Genomic DNA, 15,573 nt, shown 5'->3' with positions numbered 1-15,573 from the left:
ACGGCCATGGAATTCCGCCTCACCGAGGACCAGCGCGCCCTGATCGAGCCCGTCCGCCGGCTCGCCCAGACCGCCTTCCGCGAGCGGGCGCTGCGCTGGATGGACGGCACCTTCCCGTGGGAGAACCTGCGCGACCTGGCAAGCCTCGGCGTGCTCGGGATGAGCGTGCCGGAGGAGTACGGCGGCCTCGGCCTGCCGGTGTTCGAGAGCGCGCTGATCCTCGAGGAGATCGCCAAGGTCTGCTACCCGACCGCGATGGCCGTGCTCGGCGAGGCCGGGGTGCAGACGCGGGTGATCGCGCGCTACGCGCCGGAATCCATCCGCGCGCGCATCCTCCCCGCGGTCTGCGCGGGCGAGTGCATCCTCTCGATCTGCATGACGGAGCCGCACGCCGGCACGGACGTCGCGAACTACCGCACCAACGCGGTGCGCCGCGGCGACCGCTGGGTGGTGAACGGCACCAAGACGCTGATCAGCCGCGCCGCCGAGGCCGGCATGTTCGTCGTCTTCACCCGCATCGAGGGCAGGCCGGGGCGCGAGGGCATCGGCTGCGTGCTGGTCGAGCGCGGCACGCCGGGCCTCGAGGTGACCGGCACCTACCACACCATGGGGGGCGAGAACCTGCACGAGGTGCAGTTCAACGACTGCGCCGTGCCGGAGGAGAACCTGGTGATCCGCGAGGACGGCTTCCGCCGCCTGCTCTCCGCCTTCAACACCCAGCGCTGCCTCAACCCCGCGATCTCCCTCGGCCTCGCCGAGGGCGCCTTCGACGAGGCGCTGCGCTACGTGCGCGAGCGGACGGTGTTCGGCCATCCGATCGCCGACTTCCAGGGCGTGCGCTGGAAGCTCGCCGACATGTACAAGGACATCGAGGCGGGGCGCGGCCTGCTCTACCGCGCCTGCGCCACCGCCAACCCCTTCCCCGACCCGTTCCTCGCCGCCACCGCCAAGGTGTTCTGCAACGAGATGGCGATCCGCGTGACGAGCGAGGCGGTGCAGCTCCACGGCGGCTTCGGCTTCACCGACGAGTATCCGGTCTCGCGCCTCTACCGCGGCGCGCGCTACGGCTCGCTCGGCGGCGGCGCGTCGGAGACGCTGCGCGACCTGATCGGCAAGCGCCTGACCGGCCCGGACGGCCCCGGCCCGGACGGCATCCTGGGCTTCGGCTACTTCTAGGCCAGCTCCGCCGGCGGCATCGCCGGCGCCCAGTCCTCGTGGCCCGGCATGAAGTTGCGGTTGTTGACCGCCGGGTTGCGGTTGACCAGGCGGCGGCCGAACATCGGGTGGCGCATGCTGCGCACCTCGTGCTCGACGGCGAACAGCACCTTGCCGCTGTCGAGGTCCACGATGTCGGTGAAGCGGTACTGGTGCTCGTTGCTCTCCTCGGTGATCAGCCCGCGCTCCAGCAGGCGCGCGTGCGGGCCGGAGAAGTCGGCCAGCGTGATCTGGATGTGGTGGCCGTCGAAGGGCGGCAGCGGCGCGTCGGTCTCGCGGAAGATCAGCCACTGGTCGGCCGCGACCGAAACGCGCGCGGCGGGCGCGCCCTCCTCCTCGGCGACGGCGCCGGGCATGCCGAGCATCTCGCGGTAGAAGCGCGCGATGCCCGGCGCGGCGCCCTGCGGCACGTCGAACCGCACGTAGGGCATGCCGAGGGTGCGGCGGCCGAAGCGCGCCGCGTCCGGGCGATGGCAGCGGAGGCGGTTGCCCCAGGGGCAGGTGACGTCCACGAACCCGTCGCCCTCGCGGAAGGAGAAGGCCGTGCCGTCGAGCCACTTGCGCGCGGCGGCGAGGCGATCGAGCAGCGCGGCGAGGTCGGGCAGCAGCAGCCCGGTGCGGCCGCGCAGCACCTGGGGCTTGCCGGCCGGCAGGTGGAACTGGCTGCTCGCGCCGACATTGACCCACATGTTGTCGATGCCGGTCATCAGGTAGGGATCGCGCGTCAGGCCGAGCCCGCTGATGTAGAAGGCCGTGGCCTTGAGCTGGTCCGGGATGGTCACGTTCACATGCCCGAGCTCGACGCTGTTGCCGAGGTCGGCCGTGCGGCGGTCGTAGCGGTTGGCGCCGCCGCTCTCGCCCATGCGTGTGCCGCTCATGCTGTTGCTGTGCTCCTCCCTCTGCCCCGCCGCGGCGCGACGCCCGTAGGCGAGGGCGGCAGGCTCGCGCGAGCATCGCAAGGCGCGCGGAGGGGCGCAACGGGGCGGCGACGAGATCCGCTTGCCGGTTCCCGCCGGCCCCTCCTAGGCTACGGGCAGCGCGGGCGGCCGCCCTCGGGGAGACGGCCGCCCCAAGGCATAGGGAGCACGGTCCATGAAGCTCATGTGGTTCCACCTGATGCCCTACACCGAGCTGCCGGACGACTTCCGCGAGAAGCACCCCTCCGTCTGGGTGGACATCCACAGCTCGCTGTTCGACCCGAAGCGCGCGCACCACATGTACAACGACTTCATGGACGAGCTGGAGTACGCGGCGGAGTGCGGCTTCGACGCGATCTGCGTCAACGAGCACCACTCCAACGGCTACGGGCTGATGCCCTCGCCCAACCTGATCGCCACCTCGCTCGCCCGGCGCACGCGGGAGACGCCGATCTGCGTCATGGGCAACTCGCTCGCGCTCTACAACCCGCCGACGCGCGTCGCGGAGGAATTCGCGATGATCGACGTGATCTCCGGCGGGCGTCTGATCGCGGGCTTCCCCGTCGGCACGCCGATGGACACCTGCTTCGCCTACGGCCAGAACCCCTCGATGCTGCGCGAGCGCTACCTCGAGGCGCACGACCTGGTGATCCGGGCGTGGACGGAGAAGGAGACCTTCGCCTTCAACGGCCGCTTCAACCAGCAGCGCTACGTCAACATCTGGCCGCGCCCGGTGCAGCAGCCGCACCCGCCGGTCTGGATCCCCGGCGGCGGGTCGGTCGAGACCTGGCGCTGGTGCGCGCAGATGGACTACGTCTACTGCTACCTCTCCTACTACGGCTACAAGGCCGGCAAGGCGATCATGGACGGCTTCTGGGCCGAGATGGACCGCCTCGGCAAGGACCGGAACCCCTACCGCGCCGGCTTCCTGCAGTTCGTCGGCGTCGCCGAGACGCGCGCGCAGGCGATGGAGCTCTATCGGGAGCCCGCCGAGTACTTCTACGGCCGCTGCCTGCACGTGGACGGCCGCTGGGCCACGCCGCCGGGCTACATGACCGAGGCGACGCAGCGCGCCGGCCTCAGCAGCCAGGTGGCGAAGGCCGCGGGCGCGGACAGCACGCTCGGCAAGGGCACGCAGGAGCGCTTCGCCGGCACGGCGAAGGACATGCAGGGCATCGTGGAACGCGGCTACGTCATCATCGGCAGCCCGGACGAGGTCGCGGCGCAGCTGCGCGAGGTCGCGACCAGCCTCAACGTCGGCCACTTCATGCTGCTGCTGCAGTTCGGCAACATGAGCAAGGCGCTCACCAAGTACAACACGCGGCTGTTCGCCGAGAAGGTGATGCCGCAGCTCAAGGGCCTGTTCTCCGAGTGGGAGGACCGCTGGTGGCCGAAGCCGATGGCGGAGGCGGAGCGCGCGGTGCCGCCCGACTTCTCCGCGGCGCCGCGGGCGCTCGCCGCCGAGTAGCCCTCCGCCCCCCGATCGGGCGGCGCGGGACGGGCCGAGGCCCGGCCCTCCCGCGCATCCTCTCCCCGCCAGTTCCGGAGCGCGCAGCAGAGTGAGCGATCCCGAGGTCTCCTTCGTCGAACTCAACGGCGTCCAGACGCGCGTCTGGCGCAAGGGGAGCGGACCGCGCATCGGCGTCCTCGCCGGCTTCGGCGGGCTGCCGCGCTGGATCCCCTTCCTCGACCGGCTGGCCGAGCGGCGCACCGTGATCGTGCCCTCGCTGCCCGGCTTCCCGGGCGGCGGGCGCGGGCACGCGCAGCTCGACGACCATCTCGACTGGGTGGTGGCGACGCGGCGGCTGATCGGCCTCGCGGGGCTGGAGGGCGCCGATCTGGTCGGCAGCTCGGTCGGCGGCGCGCTGGCGGCGGAGGTCGCGGCGCTGTGGCCGGAGGCGGTGCGCCGCCTCGCGCTGATCGCGCCCTTCGGCCTCTTTGACGAGGCCGATCCCCCCGCCGATCCCTGGGCGCAGCGCGCCGATGCCGTGCCGGCGCTGCTCTGCGCCGAGCCGGAGAACTGGCGCCGCCTGAAGGCGCCGCCCGAGGGCGCGAACTCGATCGAATGGCCGATCGAGCAGACGCGCGCGAGCGAGGCCGCGGCCCGCTTCCTCTGGCCGCTCGGCAACACGCGGCTCGCCAAGCGCCTGCCGCTGGTCCGGGCGCCGACGCTGCTGCTCTGGGGCGAGCAGGACCGGGTGATGCCGCGCAGCTACGCCGAGCGCTTCGCCAGGGCGATCGCCGGCCCGAGCGAGATCCGCATCATCCCCGGCGCCGGCCACCTCGCCGAGCTCGACCGGCCCGACGAGGTCGCCAGGGCGATCCTGGCCTGGACCGCGTAAGGAAACCGTCATGCCGATCGATCCCGACGCGCAGCGCGTCCTCGACCTGATCCGCGAATCCGGGCGCCCGCCCTACGAGACGCTGCCGGCCCTGGAGGCGCGGCGCCTCTACGCCGCGGGGCGCACGGTGCTGCAGCCGGAGCCGCAGGAGGTCCTCGAGGTCCGCGACCTCACCTGCGCCGGCCCGGGCGGGGAGATCCGCATGCGCGCCTATCGCGGCTTCGGCGCGCCCGACGTCGCGCCCTGCCTCGTATTCTACCATGGCGGCGGCTGGCTGATGGGCGACCTCGACACCCATGACGGCCCGTGCCGCGCCATCGCCAACGCTGCCCAGTGCCGCGTCGTCTCCGTGGACTACCGCCTCGCGCCCGAGCACAAATTCCCCGCCGCCTTCGACGACGCCGCCACGGCGCTGCGCTTCGTCGCGATGGAGGCGCAGCGGCTCGGCGTGGACCGCGCGCGGATCGCCGTCGGCGGGGACAGCGCGGGCGGCAATCTTGCTGCCGCGGTGTCCCTCGCCGCGCGGGAGGACGCGGGGCGGACGCCGATGCCGGTGTTCCAGGTGCTGATCTATCCGGCGGTGGACCTCGCCATGACCTCCCCGTCCTACCGGCGCGTCACCGAGGGCGTGCCGCTCACCGCGAGCGGCATGCGCTGGTTCCGCGACCACTATCTCGCCGAGCCGGGCCAGGCATTCGACTGGCGCGCCTCGCCCCTGCGCGCGGCGAGCCTCGCCGGCCTGCCGCCGGCGCTGGTGGTGACGGCGGGCATCGATCCGCTCTGCGACGAGGGCATCGCCTATGCCCGCCGGCTCGACGAGGACGGGGTGCGCGTGACGCACCTCCACCTCGCCGACCAGATCCATGGCGCGATGACCATGGGGAAATTCATCCGTGCCTCGGAACTGATCATCGGGACCTCCGCCGCCGCGCTGCGGGACGCCTGGGCCCGCGTGTGACCGGGCGGCGCGGTCCGCCCGCTTGACAGGCGGACCGCGTCGGACTGCCCTCCCGGACGCAGCGGCGCCGCCGGGATCGCGCGGGGCGCCGCAGGGAGGACGCCCATGCCCGACACGCAGCCCCGCAACGCCACCGTCGCGCTCCGTCTCGCCGAGGCCTTCGCGCGCCACGGCGTGACGGTCGGCTTCGGGCAGAGCCTGCCGAGCGCCTTCTGGCTCGCCGCGCCGCATGTCGGCATCCGCCAGGCCGCCTACCGGCAGGAGAACATGGGCGGCGCCATGGCCGACGGCTACGCGCGCGTCTCCGGCCGCGTCGGCGTGGTGACGGCGCAGAACGGCCCGGCGGCGACGCTGCTCGTGCCGCCGCTCGCCGAGGCGCTGAAGGCGAGCGTGCCGATCGTCGCCCTGGTGCAGGAGGTCAACCGCGACCAGACCGACCGCAACGCCTTCCAGGAGCTCGACCACATCCGGATGTTCGACGCGGTGGCGAAGTGGGTGCGCCGCGTGGACCGCGCCGACCGGATCGAGGACTACGTGGACATGGCCTTCGCCGCCGCCGCCTCGGGCCGCCCCGGGCCGGCGGTGCTGCTCGCGCCGGCCGACCTGCTGAGCGAGAACGCGGGGCCGCCGGGCCGGCGGCGCGCCGTGCTCGGCACCTACCCGCTCGACCGCTCGCTGCCCGATCCGACGCTGGTCGAGCGCGCGGCGCGGATGCTGGCGGAGGCGCGGCACCCGCTGGTGGTCGCGGGCGGCGGCGTGCATCTCTCCGACGCCGCGGGCGAGCTGGCGGCGCTGCAGGAGGCCGCGCACCTGCCGGTGGCGACCACGGTGATGGGCAAGGGCGCGGCGGACGAGACGCACCCGCTCACCCTCGGCGTCATCGGCTACGTCATGGGCGCGGGCGCGCGCACCCACGCGATGCGCCCGATCGTGGACCGCGCCGACGTGATCCTGCTGGTCGGCACGCGCACCAACCAGAACGGCACCGACAGCTGGAAGCTGTTCCCGCGCGAGGCGCGCTTCATCCACATAGACCCCGATCCGCAGGAGATCGGCCGCAACTACGAGACGGCGCTGCGCCTCGTCGGCGACGCGAAGCTGACCCTCGCCGCGCTGCGCGAGGCGATGGCGCGGCACGACCTCGCGGCCCGCGCCGCCGCCCGCGCCGGCGTCGCCGCCGAGATCGGATCCGCGATCGCCGACTGGCGCCGCCGCACCGCCGGCCTGCTCGCGCGCGCGGGCGGCCCGGTGCGGCCGGAGCGCGTCGTGGCGGAGCTGGACAGGCGGCTCGACCCGACTGCCATCGCCGTGGCCGATGCGAGCTATTCCTCGATCTGGATCGCCCAGGGCCTCACGGCGCGCAAGGCCGGCGCGCGCTACCTGACGCCGCGCGGCATCGCCGGGCTCGGCTGGGGGCTGCCGATGGCGATCGGGGCGCAGGTCGCGGCGCCGGACCGGCGCGTCGTCTGCCTCGCCGGCGACGGCGGCTTCGGCCATTCCTGGGCGGAGCTGGAGACGCTCCGGCGGCTCCGGCTCCCGGTCACCGTGATCGTGCTGAACAACGGCGTCCTCGCCTACCAGAAGGACGCCGAGGACGCGCGCTTCGGCGAGCACACCGACGCGGTGGACTTCGCTCCCGTGGACCACGCCGCCATCGCGCGCGCCTGCGGCGTCGCCGGCACGCGCGTCGAGCGCGCCGAGGAGGTCGGCCCCGCGCTCGACGCCGCCTTCGCCTCCGGCGCGCCGGCGCTGCTCGACGTGATCACCGACCCCGGGGCGCGGCCGCCGATCACCGTCTTCGCCGGCCATTTCGGCGAGGAGCACTGACCCCGTGCGCGCGCTGCGCAAGACCGCCGCGGGCTTCGGGCTGGAGCTGCGCGACGCGCCCGATCCGCCCGCACCGGGCCCCGGCGAGGTGGTGGTGCGCGTCGAGCACGCCGGCATCTGCGGCAGCGACGTGCACGCCTACGAGTGGACCGACGGCTACGGCTTTATGGTCCCGCACCTGCCGCTGACCATGGGCCACGAATTCGCCGGCCGGATCGAGGCGGTCGGCCCCGGCGCCGCACCGTGGAGCGAAGGCGCGCGCGTCGCGGTGATGCCCTTCGTCTCCTGCGGCGGCGCCTGCCCTTCCTGCCGCCGCGGCGATGTCCGCAATTGCGAGCGGCGCGAGACCATCGGCCTGACGCGCGACGGCGGCTTCGCGCGCCATGTCCGCGTCCCCGCCGCCTCCTGCATCGCCCTGCCGGAGGGCGTGGACACCGAGCTCGGCGCGCTGGCCGAGCCGCTCGGCGTCGGCTGCGAGGCCGTGCTGGTCGGCGAGGTCGGGCTCGGCGACACGGTGCTGGTGCTCGGCCCCGGGACGATCGGCCAGGCGATCGCGCTGATGGCGCGCGCCGCCGGCGCCGGCCGCGTGCTGGTCGCCGGCCGCGCCGACGCGCCGCGCTTCGAGGTGCTGCGCCGCCTCGGCTTCGCCGAGCTGATCGACGTCGCCGAGGGGCCGCTGCGCGAGCAGGTCCTCGCCGCCACGGGCGGCCGGGCGGTGGACGCGGTGCTGGAGGCGACCGGCCACCCGCCCAGCGTCGTCGAGGGGCTCTCCGTGCTGCGCAAGGGCGGCGCGCTCGTCGTCGCCGGCATCCATCCGGGCCCCGTGAGCCTGCCGCTCACCGATTTCGTCCGCGCGCGGCACCAGCTTCGCGCCACCCACGGCGCCGCCCGATCCACCTGGGACCGCGTGCTGGCGCTGCTCGCCCGCGATCCGGAGGGGTTCCGCCCGATGATCACGCACCGCCTGCCGCTCGAGCGCGGCCTCGAGGGCTTCGAGCTGGCGCGCCAGCGCGCCGCGAGCAAGGTGATGCTCGCGCCATGAGCGCCGCCGCGGACCGGGTCGCGCTGGTCACCGGCGGCGCCCGCGGCATCGGCGAGGGCATCGCCTGGCGGCTGGCCGAGGCCGGGCACCCGGTCGTGCTCGCCGACGTGCTGCCGCAGGTCGCGGAGACCGCCGCGCGGCTCGCCGCCGCCGGCCACCCGGCGCGCGCCGTGACGATGGACGTGTCGAACGACGCGCAGGTCGCCGCGCTGCCGCGCGCGCTCGGCGACTGGTGGGAGCGGCTCGGCGTCGTCGTCAACAACGCCGGCATCTCGCCCAAGGCGCCGGACGGGCTGCCGCGCCCGGTCGCGGCGATGCCGGCCGAGGAGTGGCGGCGCGTGCTGGAGGTGAACCTGACCGGCGCCTTCCTCGTCAGCCGGGCGTGCATCCCGCCGCTGCGCGCGCGGGGCTGGGGGCGGATCGTGATGATCACCAGCCAGGCCGCGCGCACCAGGGCGACGATCGCCGGCGCGCACTACGCCGCGGCGAAGAGCGGGCTGATGGGCCTCGCGCGCAGCCTGGCGGGCGAGCTCGGCCCCGACGGCATCACGGTCAACTGCGTCGCTCCCGGCCGCATCGCCACGCCGATGGCGGAGGGCGCGGCGGCCGGCGTGAACGACCGCATGCTGCGCGCCATCCCGGTCGGCCGCCTCGGCACGCCGCGCGACGTGGCGGAGGCGGTGGCCTTCCTCGCCTCCGACGGCGCGTCCTACCTGAACGGCGCGACGCTCGACGTGGGCGGCGGCAGCTTCATGCCCTGACCGCGCCGCCGATCGGACCGGGTCCCCCTCCGGCCGCGGCGTGCGGACAGCGGCCGCCGGTTGATCCGGGCGCCGGCGGTGGCATGCTGGCGCGCTGGTTCTCCGTCGGCGGCCGACGGGTGCCGCGCCGACCGGAAAGGATCCGCCCCGATGGCCCATCGCGGCTTGCGCTTCGGCATCTTCCTCGCCCCCTTCCACCGCGTCGGCGACAACCCGACGCTGGCCATCGCGCGCGATCTCGAGCTGATCGAGTGGCTCGACTGGCTCGGCTACGACGAGGCCTGGATCGGCGAGCACCACTCCGCCGGCTGGGAGATCATCGCCAGCCCCGAGATCTTCATCGCCGCCGCGGCCGAGCGGACGAAGCACATCAGGCTCGGCTCCGGCGTCACCTCGCTGCCCTACCACCACCCCTTCCTGGTCGCGCAGCGCTTCGTCCAGCTCGACCACATGACGCGCGGGCGGGTGATGCTCGGCTGCGGGCCCGGGGCGCTGGTCTCGGACGCCTACATGCTGGGGATCGAGGCGGAGAAGCAGCGCCGCATGATGGACGAATCCCTCGGCGCCATCCTGCGCCTGCTCGCCTGCGAGGAGCCGGTCACGCTCAGGACCGACTGGTTCGAGCTGCGCGAGGCGCGGCTGCACCTCGCCCCCTACACCCACCCGCGCTTCCCGATCGCGGTGGCGAGCGCGACCACGCCCTCCGGCGTGCTGACCGCGGGCAAGTACGGCGTCGGGCTGCTCTCGCTCGGCGCCGGCCTGCCCGGCGGGCCGCAGAAGCTCGCCGAGCACTGGCGCCTCGGCGAGGCGGAGGCGGCGAGGCACGGCACCACCTTCGACCGCGCCAACTGGATGCTCGTCGTCAACATGCACTGCGCCGAGGAGGACGAGCGCGCGATGCGCGAGGTGCGCCACGGCGAGCGCATCGAGACGCTCTCCTACTTCTCCGAGACCCTCGGCCGCCCGCCGATGCGGAGCGAGAACCCGCTGGCCGAGGGCCTCGCCGCCGGCACGACCCTGGTCGGCTCGCCCGACACGATCGCCAGGGGGATCGAGCGGCTGATCGGCTTCACCGAGGGCGGCTGCGGCGGCATCCTGTTCCGCGCCCACGAATGGGCGAACCGCGAGGACACGCTGCGCAGCTACGAGCTGTTCGCGCGCTGGGTGATGCCGCGCTTCCAGGGCTCGACGGCGACGACCCTCGCCTCGCGCGAATGGTGCAGCGCCAACCGCCAGGGCATCTTCGGCCCCTCCATCGCCGCGCTGCGCAAGGCCTTCGAGGACGCCGGGCAGGAGGTGCCGGAGCACATGCGCCTGCGGCTCCACACCGGGAAGGCGGAGCCGTGACCCCAGCCGTGCGACCGCCCTCGACATCGCGGCGCTGATCGCGAAGCTGGCGACCAGCGCCGCCGTTGTCGTCCCTGCGTCCTTCGCGGTCGAACGGTCCGGTCCGCCGGTCGGCGCCGGCGGCGACGCTCCCCGTCTCGCTCGGGCCGGTCTGTCCGTTCCTCGCCCTCGGGCACGGGGGGTCGTCGCCCATGCGGCGCCCGCGTCCCTGGCGGCGGCAGGGATCGGCGCCTGCCTGGTCGTCGTGCCCGCGGCATGCGGTCGCCGCGCGAGCGGCCTCGTCCGGGGCAGCGAGCGGCAAGCGGCCTTGCCGAACGCCCGTGGCCCGATGCCCGCGCGGCGGGCGGTGCCGGGGGCGAGAGCCGCTTTCGCTCGACCGCACTCGCTGCAACGGCTCCCGCTCATTGCTTGTCGAGCGGATTCGCGCTCCCGGCTGTCTCCGGCCGTCCGCGATCCGCTCTACGCGACCTCGACGGCGAGGCCCGCCGCCCGCCACTCGAGGAAGCCGTCCTCCAGCCGACGCGCCCTGAAGCCCCGTGCCCGAAGCGCCTCGATCGCCTCGACCGACAGCACGCAGTAGGGGCCGCGGCAGTAGGCGACGACCTCGCGGTCGCGCGGCAGGGTGGCGATGGCGGCGTCCAGGCGATCGAGGGGGACGTTCAGCGCGCCCGGCAGGTGGCCTGCCGCGTATTCGTCCTCGGGCCGGACGTCGAGCAGGACGACGTCGCCTGCGGCGAGCCGGGCGAGCAGCTCGTCCCGCGACACCGCCTCGAGGCGCGAACGATCGGCGAAGTAGGTGGCGACGATCTGGCCGACCTCGGCGAGATTCCGTTCCGCGACCCGGCGCAGGGCGGAGAGCAGCGCCAGCACCGCGTCGTCCGCCAGGCGATAGATCGCGTGCTTGCCCTGCCGCCGCACCGCGACGAGGCCGGCGCGGCGAAGCTGCTGGAGATGCTGGGAGGTGTTGGCGAAGGGCTGTCCGCAGCGCTCGGCCAGCACCTCGACACTCCGCTCGCCCTGGCCGAGGATCTGGAGGAGTTCGAGCCGATGCTCGTGGCCGAGCGCCCGCGCCACGGCCGCGAAATGCGCGAGCAGGCGGCGCCTGGGAGAGGCGCCGGTGCTTGACAAGGCCTGTCGCTCGCTCATACGGTCAACGTTGCGATTGAATGTTGGCCAATCGGCTTTGGCCACGTCAACGGAATTCGCAGAATCGCGTGAAATCGGCGGCCGGAGCGCCGCAGGGTCGCCATGGGGCCCGGCGCCGCAGCCGGCGCAGGCGGAAGGAACGCATGGCTCTCGCAATGAAGGGCGCGCGCCCCGTCGCCGCTGCGGATGGCGCCGGCTTTGGCCGCGACGTTGCGCGGCTCCCCCGGCACGGGGGCGCCCGGCCGCGCCGCCGCCAGCGAATCCGATCGGCCGGCATCGCCGGGCCGTCGCGCGGGGCCGCAGGCCCGCATCCGGGCGGTCGGGCTCGCCGGCGCGAGGCGATGGCGACGGACGGCCGTCGGCGGCCGGCGCATGGTGGCTCGGGAGGCCGCCGGTGAAGAAGGGCTACAAGGCGCTGCTGGCCGAGGCCGAGGTCGAGACCCTGCCCGTGGAGCAGGCCCTGCGCCTGCACGGGGACGCCGGCGTGGTGTTCGTGGACCTGCGCGATCCGCGCGAGATCCAGCGCGAGGGCCGGATACCGGGGTCCTTCCACTGCCCCCGGGGCATGCTCGAATTCTGGGTCGACCCGGAAAGCCCCTATGCGAAGCCGGTGTTCGCCGAGCCCAGGCGCTTCCTGTTCTACTGCGCGAGCGGCTGGCGCTCGGCCCTCGCCGCGAAGACGGTGCAGGACATGGGTCTTCCGAACGTCGCCCATATCGGCGGCGGCTTCACGGCCTGGAAGGGGGCGGGCGGTCCCGTGGAGATGCCGCCGCCGCATCGCTGAGCCGCCCGCGCGCGCCGGGGCAGCGCCCTTCGCTCACGGCCGGGCTCGCGGCGCTCCCCGCCGGCCTGCCCGCACCGCGGCATCGCGTGCCCGAAGCAGGTCGAGGCCCTCCCGACCGCTACCCGACAGCCGGAACGACGTGACTCGATGAGACAGCCAAGTCCGACGACGGCGCGCCTCGACCCGCGGATGCGGCGCAACCTCTTCCTCCTGGCGTGCTGCCAGGCGGTCGGCCAGGCCGGCAACACGATGATGTTCGCGGCCACGGCGCTCTCGGTGGTGACGTTCTACGCCCATCGCGACCTGGCGACCCTGCCTGTCACGATGCAGCACCTGGGGGTCATGCTGTGGGTTTTTCCGGCGTCCCTGCTGATGCAGCGCATGGGCAGGGGCTTCGGATTCCGCGTCGGCTCGGTGTTCGGCATGGCGGGCGCCGGTATCGTCGGCTATGGCCTCTACTCGGCCAACTTCATCGCGATGTGCCTGGGCGGCCTGATCCTGGGATATGCGGTGGCGTGCCTGCAGATGTACCGGTTCGCCGCCGCGGAGCTGGTGCCGCCCTCGCACCGCGCCAAGGCGATCGCCTGGGTCACCGCGGGCGGCGTCGTCGCGGGGGTGGTCGGCCCGAGCCTGGTCCGGTGGACGCACGACCAGTGGGTGCCGCTCTACCTGGCGACCTACGCCGCCCTGGTCGGCCTGCACGTCGTCGTCTTCACGATCTTGTCGTTCATCCGGTTCCCGAACCCGCAGGAAGCGGCGGCGCCGGCGGGCGGGGGCGGGGACGCCGGGGCGGGCCGCGCGCCGCCGCCGCGGCCCCTGTGGGAGATCGCGTCGCAGCCGCGCTTCGCCGCGGCCGCGATCGCCGGCATGGTGGCGTTCGGCACCATGTCCTTCCTGATGAGCGCGTCGCCCCTGGCCATCGTCGCGTGCGGGCTTCCCCACACGGAGGCGCACTGGGTCATCTTCCTGCACGTGATGGGGATGTTCGTGCCGTCCTTCTTCACCGGCAACCTCATCGGCCGGTACGGCACGACGACGGTGATGGCCTGGGGAATCGCCCTCCTGCTGCTCGGTGTCGCGGCCGGCCTGGCCGGACTCACGGAGTGGCATTTCCGTATTGCGTTGACCCTGAACGGCGTCGGCTGGAACTTCCTGTTCGTCGGCGCGACGACGCTGGTCACCACCTGCTATCGCCCCAACGAGCGTGGCAAGGCGCAGGCGCTGAACGATTTCCTGGTCTTCGGGACCACGGCGACGGCGAGCTTCATGGCCGGCTTCCTGCAGGAGCACCTGGGCTGGTACCTGCTGAATTGGTTCTCGATCGTCCTGCTGGCCGTGGCGGCGGCGGCGGTGGCCTGGTTGCGGCTGCAGCCCGAGCCCCGGCAGGCCGCCCCGTAAGGGCGGCGTTCCGGTGGCAGGCCGGCCGCGCGGCCGCCATCCGCGACCCGGCGGCATGGTCGGGGCTGTCTGGCGCCGGCCCATGGGCCGCCCGCCGTGATGGGATCCGGGGCCGAGTCTCTATCGGGCTGGTCCGCCCCGCGGTGCCTCGGAGTCCCGGGCGTGCCCTGACTTCCCCGGCCGAACCTCGGGCCGTTGCCTTCACCCCCATCCGCCGCTCCCGCAGGGCTGATCGCAGGCGGCCGGGACCGGTCGGAGATGCGGATCCGTCCCGCCAGCGACGAGCGGCAGCCTGCCGGATTCCGGGGCGCATGGGGGTCCGACGGACTGCTAGCCTCGTGCCATGCGCGACTCGCCATCCCCGCCCGAGGTCGACGGCCGCGCCGCCTCCGATCCGCGCATGATCGCCGCCATCGTGGCGAGCGCGCTGTTCATGCAGAACCTGGACAGCGCGGCGATCGCCACCGCCCTGCCCGCGATGGCGCGCGACCTCGGCGAGGATCCGGCGCGCCTCGGCGCGGCGATCACCTCCTATCTGGTCGCCCTCACGGTCTTCATCCCGGTCAGCGGCTGGGTCGCGGACCGCTTCGGCGCCCGGCGCGTGTTCATGGCGGCGATCGCGGTCTTCGCCCTCGCCTCCCTGCTCTGCGGGAGGGCGTCCGGCCTCGGCGAACTCGTCGCCGCGCGCGTGCTGCAGGGCCTGGGCGGGGCGATGATGGTTCCGGTCGGGCGGCTGCTCCTGCTGCGGCGCGTGCGCAAGGAGGAGCTGCTCTCGGCGATGACCTGGCTGACCGTGCCGGGGCTGCTCGGCCCGATCACCGGGCCGCCGCTCGGCGGGCTCGTCACCGAGACGCTCGGCTGGCGCTTCGTCTTCTACCTCAACCTGCCGATCGGGCTGATCGGGCTGGCGCTGGTCGCCTGGAAGATCCCCGCCGTGCCGCCGGGCGATCCGGGGCCGCCGGATTCGAAGGGGCTGACCCTGCTCGGCCTCGCCCTCGCCTGCTTCATGTTCGGGTTGGAGACGGTGGGGCGCGGCGTGCTGCCGGCCGCCGTGCCGGCCGCGGCGCTGGCGCTCGGGCTCGCCCTCGGCGCGGCGGCGCTGCGGCATTGCCGGCGCGCGCGGCGCCCGGCGCTCGACCTCGGCCTGCTGGCGATCCCGTCCTTCAACAAGGCGGTGCTCGCCGGCAGCCTGTTCCGCATCGGCGCGGGGGTGACGCCCTTCCTGGTGCCGCTCGTGCTCCAGCTCGGCTTCGGCAGGGGGCCGGCGGAGAGCGGCCTCGTCTCCTTCGCCACCGCGCTCGGCGCGCTCGCCATGAAGCCGCTGGCACGGCCGATCCTGCACCGCTTCGGCTTCCGCGCGACGCTGGTGGGCAATGCCGCGCTCTCGGCCGCGGGGATCGCGGCGTGCGCGACCTTCTCCGCCGCCTGGCCGGTGGCGGCGGTGTTCGTCGTGCTCGCCCTCGGCGGGCTGGCGCGCAGCCTGGAATTCACCGCGCTGAACACGCTCGCCTTCGCCGAGGTGCCGCAGGCGAAGCTCTCGGCGGCGACGAGCTTCTACGGCACGGTGCAGCAGCTCGCCCCGGCGCTCGCCGTGGTGCTGGCGACGGCGAGCCTGGAGGGGAGCGCGGCGCTCGCCGGACGGCACGGGCTGGAGACGGCGGACTTCGCTGCGGGCTTCCTGGTGGGCGGGCTGGTCGCGCTCGCCGCCGCCCCGTTCTTCGCCCGTCTGCCGGCCGATGCCGGCGCGGAGGTGGCCGGGCGGGAGCGCCGGTAGCATGCGGGCGCGCGGCGGGCGGCGGCGTCCCGGGCAAGCCGTCGGCTGTTGCGGCGCCGTGC

Annotated in this window: 13 protein-coding genes; 11 read left to right on the top strand and 2 right to left on the bottom strand. The window is 74.1% G+C overall.

Annotated elements, in window-relative coordinates; translation table 11 throughout:
- The first annotated feature begins 6 nt into the window (after window positions 1–6).
- Window positions 7–1,176, top strand: coding sequence for an acyl-CoA dehydrogenase family protein (locus IEX99_RS01225; protein WP_188897602.1), 1,170 nt, complete (start codon window positions 7–9; stop codon window positions 1,174–1,176).
- On the opposite strand, the gene IEX99_RS01220 is transcribed toward IEX99_RS01225, so the two are convergent.
- Window positions 1,173–2,093, bottom strand: a complete 921-nt coding sequence (locus IEX99_RS01220) for a hypothetical protein (RefSeq protein ID WP_229677733.1) — start codon at window positions 2,091–2,093, stop codon at window positions 1,173–1,175. The genes IEX99_RS01225 and IEX99_RS01220 overlap by 4 nt on opposite strands.
- 214 nt (window positions 2,094–2,307) lie before the next feature.
- Here IEX99_RS01220 and IEX99_RS01215 point away from each other — a divergent pair, with 214 nt between their 5' ends.
- The 7 genes from IEX99_RS01215 (at window position 2,308) to IEX99_RS01185 (ending at window position 10,409) form a co-directional block, all read left to right on the top strand.
- Complete coding sequence (locus IEX99_RS01215; protein ID WP_188897600.1) at window positions 2,308–3,600, top strand: LLM class flavin-dependent oxidoreductase; 1,293 nt, start codon at window positions 2,308–2,310, stop codon at window positions 3,598–3,600.
- A gap of 91 nt (window positions 3,601–3,691) precedes the next feature.
- Complete coding sequence (locus IEX99_RS01210; protein WP_188897598.1) at window positions 3,692–4,474, top strand: alpha/beta fold hydrolase; 783 nt, start codon at window positions 3,692–3,694, stop codon at window positions 4,472–4,474.
- A gap of 10 nt (window positions 4,475–4,484) precedes the next feature.
- The gene (locus IEX99_RS01205) at window positions 4,485–5,432 is read left to right on the top strand and encodes an alpha/beta hydrolase (RefSeq protein WP_188897596.1); all 948 of its coding nucleotides are present in this window, start codon (window positions 4,485–4,487) and stop codon (window positions 5,430–5,432) included.
- A gap of 105 nt (window positions 5,433–5,537) precedes the next feature.
- The gene (locus IEX99_RS01200) at window positions 5,538–7,259 is read left to right on the top strand and encodes an acetolactate synthase catalytic subunit (RefSeq protein ID WP_188897594.1); all 1,722 of its coding nucleotides are present in this window, start codon (window positions 5,538–5,540) and stop codon (window positions 7,257–7,259) included.
- Between the two features lie 4 nt (window positions 7,260–7,263).
- Complete coding sequence (locus IEX99_RS01195) at window positions 7,264–8,301, top strand: zinc-dependent alcohol dehydrogenase (protein WP_188897592.1); 1,038 nt, start codon at window positions 7,264–7,266, stop codon at window positions 8,299–8,301.
- Window positions 8,298–9,062 carry an SDR family oxidoreductase gene (locus tag IEX99_RS01190; RefSeq protein WP_188897590.1) on the top strand — a complete coding sequence of 255 codons (765 nt, stop codon included), beginning with the start codon at window positions 8,298–8,300 and terminating at the stop codon, window positions 9,060–9,062. The genes IEX99_RS01195 and IEX99_RS01190 overlap by 4 nt, the downstream gene beginning before the upstream one ends.
- Window positions 9,063–9,212: 150 nt before the next feature.
- Window positions 9,213–10,409, top strand: coding sequence for an LLM class flavin-dependent oxidoreductase (locus IEX99_RS01185; RefSeq protein ID WP_188897588.1), 1,197 nt, complete (start codon window positions 9,213–9,215; stop codon window positions 10,407–10,409).
- Between the two features lie 459 nt (window positions 10,410–10,868).
- Here IEX99_RS01185 and IEX99_RS01180 read toward each other — a convergent pair whose 3' ends face one another.
- The gene (locus IEX99_RS01180; protein ID WP_229677732.1) at window positions 10,869–11,537 is read right to left on the bottom strand and encodes an ArsR/SmtB family transcription factor; all 669 of its coding nucleotides are present in this window, start codon (window positions 11,535–11,537) and stop codon (window positions 10,869–10,871) included.
- A gap of 412 nt (window positions 11,538–11,949) precedes the next feature.
- On the opposite strand from IEX99_RS01180, the gene IEX99_RS01175 reads away from it, so the two are divergent.
- The 3 genes from IEX99_RS01175 to IEX99_RS01165 all read left to right on the top strand — a co-directional run bounded on the left by IEX99_RS01175 (window position 11,950) and on the right by IEX99_RS01165 (window position 15,511).
- Window positions 11,950–12,339, top strand: a complete 390-nt coding sequence (locus IEX99_RS01175; RefSeq protein ID WP_188897584.1) for a rhodanese-like domain-containing protein — start codon at window positions 11,950–11,952, stop codon at window positions 12,337–12,339.
- Window positions 12,340–12,486: 147 nt separating this feature from the next.
- Window positions 12,487–13,737 (top strand): MFS transporter, encoded by a 1,251-nt coding sequence (locus tag IEX99_RS01170; protein ID WP_188897582.1) that lies wholly within the window; start codon window positions 12,487–12,489, stop codon window positions 13,735–13,737.
- Window positions 13,738–14,137: 400 nt separating this feature from the next.
- Complete coding sequence (locus IEX99_RS01165) at window positions 14,138–15,511, top strand: MFS transporter (protein ID WP_229677731.1); 1,374 nt, start codon at window positions 14,138–14,140, stop codon at window positions 15,509–15,511.
- The last annotated feature ends 62 nt before the right edge of the window (window positions 15,512–15,573 follow it).

The organism is Caldovatus sediminis (assembly GCF_014644455.1).
GTDB classification, from domain to species: Bacteria; Pseudomonadota; Alphaproteobacteria; order Acetobacterales; family Acetobacteraceae; genus Caldovatus; species Caldovatus sediminis.
The sequence above is the reverse complement of the archived record's forward strand: the minus strand, read 5'-3'. Positions and strand labels throughout refer to the sequence as shown.